Genomic DNA, 1,327 nt, shown 5'->3' with positions numbered 1-1,327 from the left:
GACCAGCTTCGAACGATACCGGGATTGATCGCGAGGCTCTGGCCCGCCTTTTGGTGGAAATTGCCCGGAACGTCGATCCGGACAACCATGCGCTTTACGAAGGAGTTCCAGCCGCCGATCATCGGTTGGAAAGGCTTCGCCAGCTGCTCGTCGGCGGCGAAATCTCGGAACTTTCACGCGTTACGCACCTGCTCGACGAGCCTGAGCAGCTTGCGGCCGCTGTAGGGAACGTTCTCCCCGACGCAACCGCGCGCGCGTCTCATATGCAACTCGGCGAGGCCCTCGCACCGGCCGTAGAAAGGGCCGCGCAGCGGTCCATCCAGAAGAACCCGCACATACTGACGGATATATTGTATCCGGTGTTTCTGCCGGCCATTCGCAAGTCGATCGGCGAAAAGATCGACCAGACCTTCCAGTCCCTGAATGAATCTTTAAGGCATATATTTACCTGGCATGGCCTCAAGTGGAGATTTGAGGCTTGGAGAACCGGAACAAGCTTCTCCGAAGTCGTTCTCAAGCATTCTCTCGTCTATCGCGTGGAGCATGTCTTTCTGATCAGCCGCAGATCTGGGCTTTTGATCGCGCATGTAACCGCCGAAAACGCCACCAGCGAAGACCCTCAACTGATTTCCTCGATGCTCAGCGCAATTCAGGATTTCGTGAAGGACTCGTTCAACGAGAAAGAGAACAGCGGCCTGGACACCATCCGGTTCGGCGAGCTTCGTCTCTGGTCGGAAGTCGGACCGTTTGCGACGCTGGTTGCGGTGATCCGGGGAAACCCGCCGGAGGAATTGCATGACGTAATTCGCGATGCATTGCTCCGAATCCACGATGAATCCTCGCAGGCTTTAGAGGAGTTTGACGGCGACACATCGCAGTTGCCCGGCGTGGAGACGCAGTTGCAGACCTGCGTCGAGCTGCAGCATACGGATTCGAAAGAGGGATTCCCGTGGCTGGTGGTGACGGCAGCCCTGCTGATTGTGACTGCGGCAGGCGCCTGGTTCTTTCTTTCCTGGCAAGCGGGGCAGCGCTGGCAGACCTATCTGTCGCGACTGGCGACCCAGCCGGGGATCGTCGTTTCCGAGCAGAAAATTCGTGGCGGCCAGTTCTATATTGCCGGACTGAGAGACCCGCTCGCCGTTGACCCGCAGTCGCTGTTGCCGGGAACGGAGGTCGATCCCGCCCGCGTTCATTCAGACTGGCAGTTCTATCAGAGCCTTGAGCCGGAATTCGTGCTGAAGCGGCTGACGGCGTCGCTGGCGCCGCCGGGTTCGGTACGGCTTTCGGTCGTCGACGGTCGCATCGTCGCCGAGGGTGAGGCTACCAC

Annotated in this window: 1 pseudogene; it reads left to right on the top strand. The window is 59.2% G+C overall.

The window, feature by feature from the left end:
• Nucleotides 1-1,327 (top strand): annotated as a pseudogene (locus EN738_RS34345) (OmpA family protein); the annotation flags it as partial.

Source organism: Mesorhizobium sp. M4B.F.Ca.ET.017.02.2.1 (genome assembly GCF_003998955.1).
Taxonomy (GTDB): Bacteria; Pseudomonadota; Alphaproteobacteria; order Rhizobiales; family Rhizobiaceae; genus Mesorhizobium; species Mesorhizobium abyssinicae.
Note: the sequence above shows the minus strand (reverse complement) of the source record. Positions and strands in the feature narration are given on the sequence as shown.